16 protein-coding genes are annotated in these 16,771 nt (G+C 33.0%); 6 read left to right on the top strand and 10 right to left on the bottom strand.

Annotated features, from left to right (window positions below; all coding sequences use genetic code 11):
• Positions 1-6 precede the first annotated feature (6 nt).
• Positions 7-762 (bottom strand): GDSL-type esterase/lipase family protein, encoded by a 756-nt coding sequence (locus tag EOD40_RS10905; RefSeq protein WP_128195443.1) that lies wholly within the window; start codon positions 760-762, stop codon positions 7-9.
• A 264-nt stretch (positions 763-1,026) separates the two neighbouring features.
• Between EOD40_RS10905 and EOD40_RS10900 the strand changes: the two genes are divergently transcribed.
• The 6 genes from EOD40_RS10900 (at position 1,027) to EOD40_RS10875 (ending at position 8,830) form a co-directional block, all read left to right on the top strand.
• Complete coding sequence (locus EOD40_RS10900) at positions 1,027-1,644, top strand: TetR/AcrR family transcriptional regulator (RefSeq protein ID WP_128195441.1); 618 nt, start codon at positions 1,027-1,029, stop codon at positions 1,642-1,644.
• 53 nt (positions 1,645-1,697) lie between these two features.
• Positions 1,698-3,032 (top strand): TolC family protein, encoded by a 1,335-nt coding sequence (locus EOD40_RS10895; protein WP_128195439.1) that lies wholly within the window; start codon positions 1,698-1,700, stop codon positions 3,030-3,032.
• 18 nt (positions 3,033-3,050) lie between these two features.
• Positions 3,051-4,142, top strand: a complete 1,092-nt coding sequence (locus tag EOD40_RS10890) for an efflux RND transporter periplasmic adaptor subunit (protein ID WP_128195437.1) — start codon at positions 3,051-3,053, stop codon at positions 4,140-4,142.
• 7 nt (positions 4,143-4,149) lie between these two features.
• On the top strand, positions 4,150-7,203 hold the full coding sequence (locus tag EOD40_RS10885) for an efflux RND transporter permease subunit (protein WP_128195435.1): 3,054 nt from the start codon (positions 4,150-4,152) through the stop codon (positions 7,201-7,203).
• A gap of 28 nt (positions 7,204-7,231) precedes the next feature.
• Positions 7,232-8,035, top strand: coding sequence for an SDR family NAD(P)-dependent oxidoreductase (locus EOD40_RS10880; RefSeq protein ID WP_128195433.1), 804 nt, complete (start codon positions 7,232-7,234; stop codon positions 8,033-8,035).
• A 240-nt stretch (positions 8,036-8,275) separates the two neighbouring features.
• A complete protein-coding gene (locus EOD40_RS10875) occupies positions 8,276-8,830 on the top strand; it encodes a fasciclin domain-containing protein (protein ID WP_128195431.1) in 555 nt (184 codons plus the stop codon).
• 86 nt (positions 8,831-8,916) lie between these two features.
• Here the strand turns inward: EOD40_RS10875 and pheT are convergent, their stop codons facing one another.
• From pheT to EOD40_RS10835, 9 genes are all read right to left on the bottom strand, one after another.
• Positions 8,917-11,337, bottom strand: a complete 2,421-nt coding sequence (pheT, locus tag EOD40_RS10870) for a phenylalanine--tRNA ligase subunit beta (protein WP_128195429.1) — start codon at positions 11,335-11,337, stop codon at positions 8,917-8,919.
• A 330-nt stretch (positions 11,338-11,667) separates the two neighbouring features.
• On the bottom strand, positions 11,668-12,531 hold the full coding sequence (locus EOD40_RS10865) for a bestrophin family protein (protein ID WP_128195427.1): 864 nt from the start codon (positions 12,529-12,531) through the stop codon (positions 11,668-11,670).
• 158 nt (positions 12,532-12,689) lie between these two features.
• Complete coding sequence (locus EOD40_RS10860; protein WP_128195425.1) at positions 12,690-13,622, bottom strand: transglutaminase; 933 nt, start codon at positions 13,620-13,622, stop codon at positions 12,690-12,692.
• A 20-nt stretch (positions 13,623-13,642) separates the two neighbouring features.
• Positions 13,643-14,494, bottom strand: a complete 852-nt coding sequence (locus EOD40_RS10855) for a substrate-binding domain-containing protein (protein ID WP_128195424.1) — start codon at positions 14,492-14,494, stop codon at positions 13,643-13,645.
• A 65-nt stretch (positions 14,495-14,559) separates the two neighbouring features.
• On the bottom strand, positions 14,560-15,018 hold the full coding sequence (locus EOD40_RS10850) for a GNAT family N-acetyltransferase (RefSeq protein WP_128195422.1): 459 nt from the start codon (positions 15,016-15,018) through the stop codon (positions 14,560-14,562).
• Positions 15,015-15,191 (bottom strand): hypothetical protein, encoded by a 177-nt coding sequence (locus EOD40_RS18330; protein ID WP_394343675.1) that lies wholly within the window; start codon positions 15,189-15,191, stop codon positions 15,015-15,017. The genes EOD40_RS10850 and EOD40_RS18330 overlap by 4 nt, the downstream gene beginning before the upstream one ends.
• A 57-nt stretch (positions 15,192-15,248) precedes the next feature.
• Entirely contained in the window at positions 15,249-15,395 is a 147-nt protein-coding gene (locus EOD40_RS18235; protein WP_231129612.1) for a hypothetical protein, read from the bottom strand.
• Between the two features lie 23 nt (positions 15,396-15,418).
• On the bottom strand, positions 15,419-16,300 hold the full coding sequence (locus EOD40_RS10840) for a nucleoside phosphorylase (RefSeq protein WP_128195420.1): 882 nt from the start codon (positions 16,298-16,300) through the stop codon (positions 15,419-15,421).
• A gap of 91 nt (positions 16,301-16,391) precedes the next feature.
• A complete protein-coding gene (locus EOD40_RS10835) occupies positions 16,392-16,724 on the bottom strand; it encodes a translation initiation factor (RefSeq protein ID WP_128195418.1) in 333 nt (110 codons plus the stop codon).
• Between the last annotated feature and the right edge of the window lie 47 nt (positions 16,725-16,771).

The raw sequence follows: 16,771 nt of genomic DNA, 5'->3' as shown, positions 1-16,771 counted from the left end.
GTAATTTTACAATCTTTCAATTATTGGTTTCTCGAAGTTTATCCATTTCGCATATCCTTTATCATTTAGATGAACACCATCATTAGTGAATTCCCTTGGCAATTCCCCATATTCATCTACAAATTGAGCATATAAATCAATGACTTCATAATAGCCTTTAGCCTGATTTTTTTTAATCATTTTATTTACTGCAAGAATATCTTCTTTAATGTATTCCCTTCGACTGGGTAAAAGTGTACGCACATAAATCTTTGTATCTGGCGATTTTCGATGAATTATTTTTGCAATTTTCAATATATTTTTCGCTATATATTCAGGTGATGGAACAATTTTTTCATACTTTAAAGAACGATTGTCTTCATTGTAATGTAGGCTAAACAGGTCGTTTATTCCAATCAAGATAAATACAGCTTTTGGCTTGAAATATATAGTTTCATCTAAACGTTTCAATACACCATCAGTAACATCTCCGGCAATTCCCCGGTTCCGAATATGATCTAGCCCAAATCTTGCGCTCCAATCGTGCCCTCCTTCTGTAATACTATTGCCGATAAATACAATTTCTCCAAACTCCAGCGGTTTTTTTTTAAATTCTTGAATGCGTTTTGGGTAATATTTTTGTGTCCAATCGTTGTGATAAAGAGATACAATCTTTTTTGTTGGATATAATTTTGCTAATTTCTCTGCTGCAAGCGGTGATGATTGTCCATAAGTACTGTTGCTCATTACAATCAAAAATAAGACTAGAAATATTTTTTTCATAGTTTTCAGTTATTCTATTTTAAAATAATATTAGTTTAGCCAGGAATGGCTTGAAGTTATACTTTGTTTTAACCACTTTCTTAGTGATAGAGTAAATAGCAGTTAAAAGAGAGCCAAATTACGAATATTTCCTTACAGAATCGTTGTTTTTTATCACTCAAACCAAAACTATTAGGGTATAAAAATAAGGTGGGGAAAAAAATATTAAAAAAAATGAACAGTGTTCAAAAAATACACATATATTTGTAAAAGAATTTATTACTTATGAGTGTAGCAGATAGAAAAGCAAGAGAAAAAGAAGCGTTAAAAATGCTTATTCTAAAAGGAGCAAAAAAGCTTTTTTTGGAAAAAGGAATTGAGCAAACAACGATACGTAATATAGCTGATGAAATAGATTATAGTGTTGGTACTGTGTATGTCTATTTTAAAGATAAAAATGCGATTTTACATGATCTTCATTCCATAGGATTTCAAGAATTGGGCGGATACTTTAGTGAATTATTTAGTATAGAAAACCCAATGGAACGACTTCGAAAAATGGGATTTATCTATATTAAATTTGCCCTGGAAAATCAAGAAATGTATGATTTGATGTTTAATGTTAAAGCTCCTATGGAATTTTTAGAAAACTCCAATAATGATGATTGGGACGAAGGAGCAGTAACATTTGGCCATGTTAAGAAAACAATTGAGGAATGCATTAATAAAGGGCATTTCGTTGGACATAATGTAGAACCTCTTTCATTTATGGTTTGGAGTTTAGTACACGGTATGTGCTGTCTCCAAATTCGACAGAGAATCACAGGTGTAAAATTCACTAATCCTGACACTATTCTGCTTGACGGATACAATGAATATTTAAAAATAATAGAAAAATTATAAATTTTTTTGATTAAAAAAATGAACAATGTTCAATAAGTAAACAATGTAATATTATGAAAAATCTAACAACACTGCTAATGATTTGTCTTGGGTATTTAGGATATGCCCAAAGCAAGCTCGACAATTATATCCGAATTGGATTAACCACTAACGAAGTTATAAAGCAGCATAATTTTGATATTAACAAGAGTGTATACGCTCTTAAGGAAGCACGTTCCCTCTTTTATCCGACGGTATCTTTGAATGCTAATTATACAAAAGCTGAAGGAGGAAGAACAATAGATATTCCTATCGGGGATTTGCTAAACCCGGTTTACAATACCTTAAATCAAATCACAAATTCCAACGCTTTTCCGGCTTTGCAAAATCAGTCAGTTTTGATAAATCCGGATAATTTTTATGATGCCAAAATCCATACAATAATGCCATTACTAAATTTTGAGATCATTTATAATAAGAGAATCAAGAAGCAACAAAATTCCTTGCAAAAAATAGAACTCGAAATTTACAAAAGAGAGTTAGTGAAGGAAATAAAAATTGCCTACTACAAATATTTACAATCAATTGAGGGAGTTAAAATTTATCAGGATGCTTTAAAATTGGTAAAGGAAAATCAAAGAGTTAACCAATCCCTCTTTAAGAATGATAAAATAAACCGTACAGCAGTTTTACGAAGTGATAATGAAGTAATTCGAATAGAAGCAAACCTTGAGACAGCAAAGCAAGTAAGCAATAATGCAAAGTCATATTTTAATTTCTTGCTCAATCAGAAACTCGATACTGAAATAGAAGTTGATTCTGAAAATGAGTTGCTGCCAAATGTAATGGTTAATGAGAATACCCAAAACAGGGAAGAACTTACACAACTAGGCTTAGTTAAAGTGCTTAATGGTAATGTAAGTAAGTTAACACAGTCTTATTGGTTTCCAAAATTAAGTGGTTTTGCAGATTTAGGTTTTCAGGATTTTGATTTTGAAGTAAATAAACAATCAAGATACTACTTTGCTGGGCTTGGTTTGGAATGGAATATTTTTTCAGCTAACAAAAACAAGTATAGGCTTAGACAAGTTGAAGAAGACACAAAAAAAATAAGTTCCCAAATAGATAATGTGAAACAACAGTTATTACTTCAATTTCAGGTTTCACAAAACAATCTGAAATCTGCATTGGAACAATTCAACGCCGATAAAAATCAGAAGGCATCTGCCAAAAAATATAATGAGGACATAACCAAATTGTATAAAGAAGGTCAAGCCATTTACATCGAACTTTTAGACGCACAAAATCAGTGGGTAAATGCCCAACTAAATACTAATATATCTCTTTGTAATTCGTGGATTGCCTTTGCAGAATTAGAGAGAGCAAATGCAACTTTTAATTTAAAATAAATTTAAAAAACAATAATCATGAAATCAAGGATTCACGAACACCAAAAAAATAATTTTACACTTGTGAGTAAAAAATCAATAGTAATTTGTCTTTTAGCCTTCCCTATTTTTTATGCTTGTAAAGAAGAAAAAAAAGAACATAAAACATTCGAAACTGCTGATGTTATTTCAATTAAAACAGCAACAGTTGAATCTTTGGCGCTTATAAGTGATATAAGTGCCTCAGGTTTAGTAACAACTGAAAACGTTGCCAACTATGCCTTTAAAATTGGTGGAGTCGTTAGCCATATTTTTGTAGAAGAAGGACAGTTTTTCAAAAAAGAGCAACTCTTAGCAACTTTAGATGAAACAGAAATAAGCGCTGGATTAAATCAAACTGATCTAAACGTAAAAAAATACGAACGTGATTATACACGTGCTTTAAATCTTTATAAAGATAGTGTTTATACTTTAGAACAATTGCAAAACACAAAAACAGGGCTTGACATTGCTAAAAAACAGAAAGATGCTGTAGCGTTTAATGCTCGTTACGCAAAAATATTTGCGACCGCTGATGGTTTTGTGGCAAGAAAAATAGCTAACGTAGGAGAAATTGTTGGTGCGGGTTTTCCAGTTCTAGCAATAAATGAAACAACCCAAAACAACAATTACTTGCTAAAAATTGGAGTAACAGATCAAGAATGGGCATCTGTAAAAACTGGTCAGAAAGCTATCGTAAAACTTGATGGCTATCCAGAAAAGAATTTTGAAGCAACCGTTTTTAGAAAATCTCAATCTGCTGATGCTGCCTTAGGGTCTTTTCAGATAGAATTGAAACTCAAAATGGGAAATATCAAACCAGCCGTAGGTATGTTTGGGAAAGCAGATATACAAACTGAGAAAGCACAAGATTTTATCGTAATTCCATACAATTCACTTATAGAAGCTGACGGAAACAAAGCCTTTGTATTTATCGTAGAGAAAAACAAGGTAAAAAGACAGCCTGTTACGATAAATAAGTTTGAAAATAATAGAGTATTCATAAAAGATGGTCTTCAAAAAACTGACCAAATAGTTATTTCTAACAGCGCTTATTTAAACGAACAATCTACTATAAAAATAATTAAATAACAACGTCATGAAGATAACAAACTTTTCAGTTAAGAATTATCAGTTTACACTGATTCTAGCGCTGTTAGTCGCTGTAGTAGGTGTTCTTACATTATTCACGATGCCACGTGCAGAAGATCCATCAACGCATCCACCACAATATTTAATTACAGTTATTTATCCTGGTACAAGTCCAAAAGATATGGAAGAACAAGTTGTAAAACCTATTGAAAATAAGATTTACGGCTTAGAAAACATCGAAAAAATACTAACAACAGTAGAAGATGGTGTTGCCGCTTTTCAGGTAAAATTCAAATACGGAGTTGATGTTGATAATAAATATCAGGAAATCTCTACCGAAATGAACGCTCTTAAAAGCAGTGAATTACCTAAAGATATTTATCAAATCAAAACGGAGAAAATTTCGTCTTCAGATGTAAAAATTCTTCAGGTAGCTTTGGTTTCCGAAAATGCATCTGACAAGAAATTACGTGATGAAGCGGATAAACTAAAAGCAAAAATTGAAAAAATAACAAATCTTAAAGATGTAAAATACAGCGGTATTCCAGAGCAGGAAATACGAGTGGATTTGAATTTAGAAAAATTGGCACAATTGAGAATTCCATTAAATGTAGTAATGGGTAGTTTACAAAGTGAAGCTGCCGATATTCCTGGTGGAAGTATTGATATGGATACGAAAGTATTCAATGTAAAAACAAGTGGAAAATTCAAAAATGCTGATGATGTTGCCAATACAGTTGTTTACAATGCTAATGGGAAAATCATCTATATGAAAGATGTAGCCGAAGTAAGTTACAAATCTGAAGTTGCATATCATATAACAAGAATCAATGGGCACCGATGCGTTTTGGTTACCGCTGGAATGAAGGATAATGTAAACATTAGTGATGTTCAAAAAGAATATTTACCAATAGTTGATGCATTTTCTAAAGATTTACTTCAGAACATTAAGCTTGTAAAAAACTTTGACCAAGCCGATATGGTATCAAAACGTTTGGGGCATTTAGGGTTTGATTTCGGACTTGCTATACTATTGGTTGTCATTACATTAGTGCCATTAGGATTAAGAGCATCTGGTATTGTAATGATTTCTATACCGTTATCATTGGCTTTGGGATTAATTGCAATGAATGCCTTGGGATATTCATTAAATCAATTAAGTATTGTGGGGTTGGTCGTTGCATTAGGATTGCTGGTTGATGATAGCATTGTTGTTGTAGAAAATATAGAACGTTGGCTTCGTGAAGGACATTCTAAAATGGATGCCGTTTTAAAAGGCACAAAACAAATTGGTGTTGCTGTTATAGGTACTACAGCAACTTTAGTTATAGCTTTTATACCACTAGCTTTTCTTCCTGACATGGCAGGTGAATTCATCAGAAGTTTACCTATGGCGGTAATCACGAGTGTACTGGCTTCTATGCTTGTTGCCTTGACATTGGTTCCGTTTTTAGGAAGTCGATTCTTAAAAACACATGAACATGAAGGTGGAAACATATTTCTTCAGTATTTACAAAAATTCCTTACGAATGCATACAAAAACATTATGCCTAAAGCATTGAAGTTTCCAAAAACTACGATTGTCATTTCAATATTTTTAAGTGTAATCGCTTTTGGACTGTTTTCTGTAGCAGGATTTAAGTTATTCCCAACTTCGGAAAAGCCAATGTTTCTTATCAACATAAAAATGCCACTTCAAGCCAATATTTCGGAAAGTGACAGGGTAACTAAAATTGTGGAAGCTGAGTTGAAAAACCATAAAGAAATTGTGTATTTCACTTCAAACGTTGGACACGGAAATCCTCAAATTTACTACAACGTACACCCTCAGGACAGAAAATCTGATTTTTCTCAAATTTTCGTGCAATTGGAGGATGAAGCAAAACCTTCAGACAAAACTATTCTTATACAAGAATTGCGCGAAAAATTTAAAACGATGCCTTATGCTAAAGTAGAAGTAAAAGATTTTGAGCAAGGAACACCTTTGGAAGCTAATATTGTAGTGCGATTATTTGGCGAAGATCAAGAGATTTTACGCAAGTTGTCTTCGCAAGTAGAAACTATTTTACGAAATGAGGAAGGAACAGTTTACATCAACAACGAGTTAAATACTTATAAAACAGATGTTAAAGTAAAAATTAATAAAGAAAAGGCAAGAACATTGGGTGTACTAACAAGCGAAATTGACAAAGTAATTCGTCTTGCCGTTGCTGGTTTAACAGTTGGAGATTATATAGATGACCGTGGTGATGCAAGAAACGTGACCATTACTTTGCCAAGAGAAAAGTTTTCTAATCTTGATGCACTTAAAAATTTGTATGTAAATAATGTTCAAGGAACACCAATTGCACTAAATCAAATTGCAACAGTATCTTTTGAAACAGCTCCAACAGCAATAAACCACTTTAACAAATCACGCTTTTCAAAAGTTAGCGCCATGACAAAAGAGGGTTATTTAGCAAATGACCTGTTGGTAAATATCATACCTAAATTGGATAAGCTTAAAATGCCAAAAGGGTATTATTACAAACTGTCTGGAGAAAAAGAATCGGAAGGTGATGCATTAGGAGGTAATTTTCTTGCTGTAATTATATTAAGTACGTTTTTATTCATAGCTGTTTTATTGCTACAATTCAAAACATTTAAAGGAATTATCATCGTACTATCTATCATTCCACTTGGAGTTCTTGGAGGTGTAATATTTTTGATAGCATCAGGAAATCCAATGTCATTAGTATCTATTATTGGCTTCATAGGTTTGTCTGGAATCCAAGTCAAAAATTCTCTTCTTCTGGTCGATTTTACAAATCAATTAAGACAAGAAGGAAAGTCAATTGATGAAGCAATTGCAATTGCAGGTGAAACTCGTTTTCTTCCGGTAGTTTTAACATCAGTCACCGCAATTTGTGGTTTGATTCCACTAGCAGTAAATCCCAACCCTCAAATATCTCCGTTAGCGATTGTATTGATTGGTGGACTGATAAGTTCAACAATTCTGGCAAGAATTGTAACACCGGTAATGTATAAATTGATTCCACCAACTATCGAAATTGATAAATAAATTATAAAACAATTTAATAAAATTCAAGATGAAAAAAAACATTTTAATAACAGGAGCTTCAACAGGTTTTGGACTTCAACTGGCCTCTAAACTTTTTAAGTTAGGATTTAATGTAATAGGTACAAGCCGTGAGCCAGAAAAATACAAGGATAAAGTTCCTTTTAGACTATTGCGTCTGGATATTTCTGATGATGATTCGATCAATACTTTTACGAAAGAACTTTTTACTCAAATAGAAAAACTGGATGTTTTAGTAAATAACGCAGGTTTTTTTGTTACAGGACTTGCAGAAGAAACACCTACAAAAATAGGATTACAGCAATTTGAAACTAATTTTTGGGGAACAATAAAACTTACTAATGCACTGCTACCAAATATGAGAAATTTAAAACAGGGTAAAATTATTACTGTTGGTTCTTTTTTAGGGTTAATTGGACATCCTAATTTAAGTTACTATTCAGCTTCTAAACACGCTTTAGAGGGATATTTCAAATCATTAAGATTTGAATTAACTCAATTTAATATAAAAATCAGTATGATTGAACCAACGTTTCACAAAACTAATTTTGTTAATAATGCAGTTGCTACACACGGTAATATTAAAGACTATGATACGTTTAGACAAAAGATTCACTCTTACTATAATAATGAACTCAAAAATGCTCCAGAGCCAACTATCGTTGCTAATACTATAATTAATGTTATTAATTCAAAGAATCCTAAATTCAGTTATCCAGTGGGTAAAGGAACAGCAATGATTCTCGCTTTACAACGTTTTGCATATAATGCTTTTGAGAGTGTTGTTTTAAAAGGAATAAATAAAGCAAAATAAAATGGAGAATAGAAGACCCCAAGTGTGGATTATTTTTTTGATGGTTAAGTATAAAATGGATTAAGATTGTTAAACAGCGGAAAAACATTTTTGCAGCTGTTTTTTTAAACTTAAAATATACAGTTTCAAAGTGTTGATTTTCAGCACTTAATCTGATTGTTCTGATTTATTTGTAAAATTTTTAAAACCAAAGCGAATCCATTGTCGTAAATGATTTTATATAACTTAAAAAATACATTTATGAAAACTACAAAATTAGTATCAGTAGCCTTTTTTGCCCTAGTATTTGGAGCGACTTCTTTTGCTCAAAAAACAGTAATGGTGGGTGGAGCACCCATGTATCCTAGTAAAAACATTATCGAAAATGCAGTTAATTCTAAAGATCATACCACACTGGTAGCAGCGGTGAAAGCAGCAGGATTAGTAGAAACATTGCAGGGTAAAGGACCGTTTACCGTTTTTGCTCCTACCAATGCGGCTTTTGATAAATTACCAAAAGGTACGGTTGAAACGTTATTAAAACCAGAGAATTTAAAAACCTTGCAAACCATTTTAACCTATCATGTGGTTGCAGGAAAAATGAATGCGTCTGACATTGCAAAAGCTATTAAAGCTGGTAAAGGGAAAGCTACATTGAAAACGGTAAGTGGTGGTACTCTGACGGCTTGGATGAAAGGAAATAAATTATACATCACTGATGAGAATGGTTCAATGTCTCAAGTTACCATTGCTGATGTAAACCAGTCTAATGGAGTAATCCATGAAGTTAATACCGTTTTGTTACCAAAATCATAGTTGTTTGTTATTTATAGATTAGTTTAAAATGAAAAACCCATTAGCCGCGGCGAATGGGTTTTTCTATAAATGGTATTCTTTTAATTTTATCTCAAACTTGCTCCAAGTTCTGTTTCAAAATTCTTCTGCAATTTGCCCATGATTTTGTCAATTTGAGCATCGGTAAGCGTTTTTGAATCATCTTGAAGAATGAAACTTAAAGCATAAGATTTTTTACCCTCAGGCAGATTTTTACCTTCGTAAACATCAAAAAGGTTGATGTCTTTCAATAGGCTTTTTTCTGTTTGTCTGGCAATTGCGTAAATACTGTCGTAGTTTACATTTTGATCAATCAGTAAAGCTAAATCTCTTCTTACCTCAGGATATTTAGTGATTTCAGTATATTTAATTTTGTTAGGAATGGTTTTTAAAATAGCTTCCCAATTAAAATCAGCATAAAAAACTTCTTGTTTGATTCCGAAGTGTTTTAGTATTGATTTTTTAACTACACCAAATTCTACCAACGCATTTTGAGTTGTTCCAATGGCAATTCCTTCAGAGAAAACATCCGATTTTACAGGAGTGTTTTGTGTTTTTTGAATTCCCAGTCTCGAAAAAATTCCTTCTACATAACCTTTGAATAAAAAGAAATCAGAAGGTTTTTGTGGATTAGTCCAGTTTTCCTGGTTTCTGTTTCCGGTTAAAAATAAAGTAAGGTGTTTGTGTTCTTCATAGCCGGAAAGGAATTTATGATATGATTTTCCAAATTCAAACAATCTTAAATCGGCATTTTTACGGTTAATGTTGTAAGCAATGGCTTCTAATCCGGAGAACAATAAAGATTGGCGCATAGTTGCCAAATCATTACTCAATGGATTTAACATCGTTACATTGTGTTCTTCTTTTAGCATTTCTGAAAGCTGAACATAAGAAGCCGTAGTCAATGAATTGGCCATTATTTCGTGGAATCCTTGTGAATTCAATTGATTTCCAACAATATTTTGCAACTTATAATCTTCGTTTCTTGGCGCGTTAAAAATCGTAGCGTTTACTTTATTCGAAAAATCAATTTTATTGTAACCGTAAACTCTCAGGATTTCTTCGATAACATCAATTTCTCTTTGAACATCAACGCGGTAAGCAGGAATAGTCAAACCTAAACCGGCATCCGAAACACTATTTACCTTAATATCTAATGATGCTAATATTTTTTTGATAATGTCTCTTGGGATTTGTTGTCCAATAATTTTATTGACTTTATCAAAATTTACAAACACTGAGAAATCTTCCACTTTTTTAGTGTAGATATCGATAAGATCAGAAGTGATGTTTCCACCGGCAACTTCCTGGATTAATAAAGCCGCGCGTTTTAAGGCATAAGCTGTAATGCTAGGATCGATTCCTCTTTCAAATCTAAAAGAAGCATCGGTATTTAATTGATGTCTTTTGGCTGTTTTTCTAACGCTTACAGGATTAAAATAAGCACTTTCCAAAAAGATAGAAGTAGTGTTATCAGTCACTCCCGATTTTTGACCACCAAAAACCCCCGCAATACACATTGGACCTTTTTCGTCACAAATCATCAAGTCTTCTTCATGTAAGGTTCTTTCAACATCATCTAAAGTGGTGAATTTTGTTCCTGCTTCAACCGTTTTTACATGAATTTTTCCGTTGATTTTTGCAGCATCAAAAGCGTGTAGTGGTTGTCCTAAATCATGTAAAACATAATTTGTTACATCGACAATATTGTTTTTTGGATTGATTCCAATGGCTTTTAAACGATCTTGTAACCAGGCAGGTGAAGGTTTTACGGTAATTCCTGAAATTGTAACCCCGCAATAACGAGGTGCTAAAAGCGGTGCATCAACCTTAACATCAATTTTTAAAGTACGCATGTCTACTCTAAAATTACTTATCGATGGCGTAATCAATTCGACACTAACCCCGTTTTGTAATAATCCGGCTCTCAAATCTCTGGCTGTACCTAAATGGCTCATGGCATCGGCGCGATTTGGCGTTAGGCCTATTTCGAATACTTCGTCATTTTCTATTTTGAAAACTTTAGCTGCCGGAGTTCCCGGAATCAAGGTATCATCCAAAACCATAATTCCGTCATGACCAGTTCCAAGACCTAATTCGTCTTCGGCACAAATCATTCCGTGGCTTTCCTGTCCGCGAATTTTTCCTTTTTTAATCGTAAAAGAGTCTCCTTCTTTGTCGTATAATACAGTGCCAATAGTGGCTACAGGTACTTTTTGTCCCGCTGCTACATTTGAAGCCCCACATACAACCTGTATTGGTGTTCCATTTCCTAAATCAACGGTGGTTACTTTTAGTCTGTCGGCATCAGGATGTGGCACGCAAGTAAGTACATGACCTACTACAATACCTTCTAATCCTCCTTTTACAGATTGATATTTTTCAACAACTTCTACCTCAAGACCTAAATCAGTCAGTAATGCTGCGGTTTGTTCTGAACTCCAGTCGGTTTTAATGAATTGTTTTAACCAGTTGTATGATATTTTCATTTGTAAATTTTAATAAGGTTGCAAATATAAACATTGTCAACCGAGCTTCAAAGTTATTAAACTCACTTTTTGCGAATATTCCAAATGATTTTTAGGAGTATGACGTTTGTTTTTTTAGGGAAGTATCTTCCTGCCATTCGTTACAAGCTTTAGGGCTTCAAGCTCTTTTTCTAAGAAGCTGCAGGAGCTTCCGTTGGTCGCTCTGCATCATCAGGAAAAAGTAGCTTTCTTCCCCTAAAGGCTTTTCACTGCTGTCAGGACTAGGAGAGAGGTTTTGTTGTTTTTAAGATGATTCTTCTGCAAGGTTTTCAAAACCTTACAGGATAAATATCAAATTATTTCTTCCACATGCTTTTTAATGTTTGCTGCAATTTTAGCGGTAGGTAAATCATTATCGTCATGACCAAAAGGTTCTTCGATTTCTTCGGCAATTAATTCCAAACTCGCCAATACATAAAAGATAAAAACCACTACAGGAACTACAAAATAGCCCAGATTAAAGACATAGCCAAAAGGTAAAGTCATAACATAGAAAAAGATAAATTTTTTCAGGAATACGCTGTAAGAATAGGGGATAGGTGTGTTTTTAATGCGCTCACAAGCACCGCAAATATCAGTAAAAGATTGAATTTCGCTATTCAAAATTATCAATTGGTCACCTGTAATTTTTTTGTTTTTATACAATTCATTAATTTTCATGAATAGCATTTTAGCTACCTGATTCGGGCGGTGTGTATGATGATCTACCGGAAAAGTAATTTCCTCAGATAATTGTTTTCCAGTTTCTTCGTCTTTTAGGTGTTTGTTTAAAATGGACGCATAAACCGGAATAATTTTTCTAAAAAAAGCTCTGTCTTTTTCATCTTCCAGAATTGCATGGAGTTTCAATGCTAAATTACGGCTGTTGTTAACTAAAGCTCCCCATGATTTTCGTCCTTCCCACCAGCGATCGTATGCCGTATTGGTTCTGAAAACCAATAATAGAGAAATTACAAATCCCAACATTCCGTGCATTATAGAAATGTTTTTAACATGGCTATCATCCGGTAAATCCAAATATTCGAGTTCGAGATAAGCTATTGCAGCAGAGTAAAACCCGATTAATACTATTAAAGGAAACAATTGTCTAAAAGTATCGGCTTTGTGAAAACGGAAGATGAAAGTAATCCAGTCTTTTGGGTTGTATGAAATCATGAAAATAAATTTGAAGTAAATTTAATTTATAAATTATATTTTTCAACATTCCTTTTCAAAAAAATAAACCTCAAATAATACGGCGTAAGTATTGATTTGAGGTATATTTTTTCTTTTTTGCTTGATCAAAAAAGAAAAACAGTAGTTTTTTTCTATTTTTAATTCAAAGTCAAAGCACCCAGAATTTCTTCTGACATAAATGGTCCTCCCGGATATTTGGCCGTGTAATCCAGGTTAAGCCAAATCTGGTTGCGCTCATCAATATGGTAATGCAATTGTTTTCCGTAGCTTTCCTTTGCAAAGAGTTTGTTTTTTATCAAAAAATTGACTGCCTCAAGGTCATTCATGCTTCCAATTAGAATTTCAGGATAAATGTGCCCTTTGGTATGAATTAATCGTGGAGTTCCTCCAATAGCACGAACACAGGCAGCCATTAAAATAGAATGATCATCACAGTCTCCTGATAAATAGGCTAAAGATTCGCTGGCGGTAGCAATGTAATCACCATCTTTAGGATCACTTACATAATTCCAGCGGCTGTTTATTTCTTTAAAAACAGCAAAACACTGAATTATCGTTCGGTAATCATTATATCCTTTAATATTTTTGAAATTTTTATTGATTGCCATAACTGCAAAATTCCGAACCTTAGGATTTTGATATTCAATGGCATTAAGAATTTGCGATTTATTAGGAAAAGGCAATAATTTAGAAATGATAATGTCCTGTGGATTAGGATTGTCGGACATAGTATAAATCATCGAATCATAATCCTCATAAACGCTTTCGAAACCATAATTTCCTGATACTGTTCCGTAAAATAGTATCAAAATATAAACGATAAGGCAGATTATAATAATGGTTCTGAGTAGTCTTAAAATTAACTGGGTCAGTGTTAAAATACTAATGAATAATATAATTCTATCCAGATTTAATATCCAATTTAACTCAATTAAGTTTTGGTGTGCAATGATAAATGTGGGGATGCTAATCAAAAGATTAAAAACAAAAATGATGACATCATCCCAAGGCTTCTTGACCTGAAGCTTTTGTTTAATATTTTGAGGAGTAAGATTTTTATAATTTATCATGCGAAGCCGAAAAGGAAAAACTATACTGTTTTAACTATTTCATCAAAAGTACCTATTTTATCAATAATTTTAAGCTCTAATAACTGATTTTGAATATTGTTTAACATTTCTTTATTTAATTGCTTTTTCGACCATTCCGTAAGTGAAAGCCATTCTTGAATATCGGCTGTTTTTTGATGGTATTTTTGGGCTAAAATGCTTTCAATATTAAGGATTGATTTAAACGAAGCTGTTTTTTTATTGATGATATCTAAGATTTTATGAATGGTTTCCGGTTCTTTTTTCAGCATTTCATCGCGTACCGCAATTACAAAGCAAGGCCAGGGAGTAGGGCAGTCGGCTATTTTTCTAAAAATACCCTTATCAACTAATGGTTTGGTCATAAAGCGTTCCCACATAAAATAATCGGCAGTACCGTTGCTTAAAGCTTCCACGGCTCCATCAATAGTATTTACAATTTCAAATTGAAGAGAATTAGTTTTCCAACCTTGATTATTAGCATTTACATAAGCCATTAATTGAGAACCAGAACCCAAACGGGAAATGGCAACCTTAGTATTTTCAATGTCTGCTAAGGTTTTATAATTGGATTTTATAGCCACGTGAATCCCCCAAATTAAAGGCGAATCAACATAAACCTGTACAATTTTTGTTGGATTTCCTGCTACAATATCTTTTACAATTCCTTCGGTAAGAATTACAGCAATATCGGTTTCACCATCGCGAAGCATCTGACACATTTTTCCTGTTCCCTCAGGTACATCCGTCCATTGTAAATCGATATTTTGACTTTCGAATTCTTTGTTTTCAATGGCTAAATGCCAAGGTAGATTAAAGTGTTCCGGTACTCCGGCTATTTTTATTGTATTCATGTTGTTTTATTTTCTAATTCATACCAAATACATGGTATTCCGTTCCAATTAAATTCATTTTTTTGTTACATTCCTATTTTTTCAAGAATCTTACGTGACCCCAAATTTTCAATATTTGCTGAAGCATAAATTGTTTGAATTTTCATAGTTTTGAATCCATAGTCTAACCAAGCTTTAGCAGACTCATAACCATATCCTTTTCCCCAATGTTCTTCAATGAAACGATATCCTATTTCATAAAAATTAATATGCCCATTCTCTCGTTCTGTAATGTATTTAATTCCAGACCAACCAATAAATTCATTTGTTTCTTTGAGAATTACTGCGTAACGACCAATTCCGTTTTTGACGTATTGATTTCGGATGTAATCAATATATTGTCTGCTTTCTTCAATTGAAATAATTGGTTGATTACCGAGAAACTTATGAACATTAGGATTTGAATCCAAACGATACATTCCTTCGTCATCAGTAGGAAGTAGTTCTCGAAGAATTAGCCGTTCGGTTTCTATAGTTGTATTCATTTTTTGATTCTTAAATGAGACAGAACAATTCTTGCTCCATCGGGGTCTAAAAACATTTTACCATTTTGATTCCAATAAGGATTTTTGGCACTAATAAAAGTAATATTGTTATTAGAAATTCTAGCTATTAGTGTGTCATGTTCCAAAACGGTTTCCGGATAGAGTACTAAAATGTCATCTTCATCAAAGAGATGATTTGCTTTATCCTCAGATTGAGTAAATTCAAGATGTCAATCTAAATTTGGTTTTCCTATAAACACACCATTATAATTGTTATGATTATTAAATCCGCCCAAACGTTCAAAACCCAGAATGTTGATATAGAAATTTTCAATTGTTTCCAGATTATTAGTATGTCTTGCAACTCTTAAATGCATAAATTATCTAATTTTAAAATTGACTAATTCTCTAATAAATGACCAGCCAATTTATTCAACGTATAATCAATCAGTCTGTCAATCGTTTCATACGGATTTTTACTAAAACTTCCATCGGCACGATTGGCAATAATAGCATTTAACGAAATGGCCTTATGTCCTAACAGGGTGGCAAGTCCATAAATGGCAGCAGTTTCCATTTCGAGATTTGTAATTTGGATTCCGTTATATTCAAATTGATCCATTTTTTGATTCAAATCGGTATCTTGTATGTTTAAGCGTAAAACTCTTCCTTGAGGCCCGTAAAATCCTCCAGCGGTAGCTGTAAATCCTTTTTGAATTTGAGTTGAATAAAAATGATTAGCTAAAGCTTCACTTGAGGAAATTACATAAGGTTTTCCTTTTTGCAAATCCCAATTAGTTTGTTCTACAAAAGCGGCTTCAATTTCAGCATTGGAAACTTTGTCAATGCAATAGGAGCGAAGCATGTTGTCCAGGCCAATGGCATACTGACTCATAACAAAGCTATCCACGGGAATAGCAGCTTGTAGAGAACCCGAAGTTCCTATTCGGATAATATTTAATGATGTTAGCTTTTCTTTTACTTTTCGTGTTGTAAAATCGATATTGACTAAAGCATCCAATTCGTTTAAAACAATATCAATATTATCAGGACCAATTCCGGTGGAAATCACGGTGATTCTTTTGTCTTTGTAAGTTCCGGTTTGGGTTTTGAATTCTCTTTTCTGAATTGTGAATTCGATATTGTTAAAAAGTGCGGTGATTTTTTCAACCCGATCCTGATCACCAACAAAAATAATATCTTGGGCAATATGCTCGGGTTTTAGATTCAGATGATAAATACTTCCATCCGGGTTTAGAATTAATTCTGATGCTTGTATCATTTTTTAATTTCCTAAGATTCTAATTAGTAAAGCGTTTTTTGTAACTCCAATTGTAAAATTCTGAAATCTAAATTCTGAAATCTACAATCAATTACCCGCCAACACGTTTGGTTTTAAAACCTTTTTCTTGTAAAATTTTCATGATTTTATCACGATAATCTCCTTGAATGATAATCGCTCCATCTTTAAAACTTCCACCTACACTTAATTTGGTTTTGATTTCTTTGGCGAGAATCTTAAAATCCTCGTCATCTCCTTCATAACCTTCGATTATAGTGGTTGGTTTTCCTTTTCTTTTTTCGAATTTACAAATCATAGGTTCCTTTTGAACGTATAATTCATGCGATGTTTCTTCTTTTTCTTCCGGTTCGTTGCTGGGAACATGATCCGGAAATAAGTTTTTTAATTGGTCTTGTAAGTCCATAATTTTTATGCTAAAAATCAAATTTTTAAAATTCCAAATTCCAATTT

The organism is Flavobacterium sufflavum, assembly GCF_004016525.1.
GTDB lineage: Bacteria > Bacteroidota > Bacteroidia > Flavobacteriales > Flavobacteriaceae > Flavobacterium > Flavobacterium sufflavum.
Note: the sequence above shows the minus strand (reverse complement) of the source record. Positions and strands in the feature narration are given on the sequence as shown.